The sequence below is a fragment of the Paenarthrobacter sp. PAE-2 genome (assembly GCF_026013155.1).
In the GTDB taxonomy this organism is placed as follows: domain Bacteria; phylum Actinomycetota; class Actinomycetes; order Actinomycetales; family Micrococcaceae; genus Arthrobacter; species Arthrobacter ureafaciens.
The window spans coordinates 1-918 of record NZ_JAPDNV010000099.1; the positions used below are offsets into that span (position 1 = coordinate 1).

The 918-nt window shown below is 63.2% G+C and carries 1 protein-coding gene; it reads left to right on the forward strand.

The window, feature by feature from the left end:
* Positions 1-139: 139 nt before the first annotated feature.
* A complete protein-coding gene (locus tag OCL88_RS21060; RefSeq protein WP_201433419.1) occupies positions 140-916 on the forward strand; it encodes a hypothetical protein in 777 nt (258 codons plus the stop codon).
* Positions 917-918: the final 2 nt, after the last annotated feature.

A 918-nucleotide genomic window follows, 5' to 3' on the forward strand; every position in this document is an offset into this window, starting at 1 on the left:
TAGTACATCTTCGACTCAATTTTCACATTTGTCACTACCGCATTTTCTGTGGACTTCGGTAAGCCCCGTCACGGCCGCGTCTTGACCCCTCGATGTACCGCCACGCACGATGGAGGTGGAGGTCACAATGCGCCGGCTCATGCCACTAACTGCTCTATCCCTTTTGCTGCTGACAGGCTGTGTGGTCCCGTCGCCGCAGCCATCGGCGAGCCCCACGCCGTCGGGATTCACCCAAGGGGAGACGACGACGCCGCCCGCATCGTCGCCGTCGTCCGTACCGCCCACCGACGGCGACGGAAGCGACGCCGGGCCGGGGGAGGATGATCCGGGTCGGTACGCGTACCGCTGCACCAGCCTCGATTCCTCGCCGGAGGTTCAACTGTCGAGCCTTGCCGAAGTCTGGGCAGCAACGAACTACACCCGTATGGATTCCTGCGAAGTCACTTATCAGGGGCCGAAGCCGTTCCAACCTACGGAGCGTGAAGCCGAAGCAATCCAGATGGCCTCCCGGGACGTCGCCGCAGAGGACGAAGTGAACGTGATGCTGCGGGTCCTGGGTCTCTGCACCAGGGTCAGCGACGAAGCCGGACCCGACGGTTTTGCCGGAGCTTCCAGGGAATCGCTGAAGGCTGCGGCCGACTTTTGCCCCGACGCACCGCAGGGCAAAATCATCGCCGCGTGGGCAGAGGGCACTCGTGTGGGTGACGGCAGCCATCGCGTTGGGGAGGGCCTGCAATCCGGCACCTACCAAGTGGTCAAGCCCGGTCCTTCTTCGGGGGAATGCGAGTGGTCGGTGAGGACAGACGCCGGCGCATTAGCAGCCCGTGGAGGCTCCACAGACGCGGCGCAAGGGGTGCGGGTGGAGGACGGCCAAAACTTTACTAGTGACAAATGCGGAATTTGGGGGAAGATGTAGGG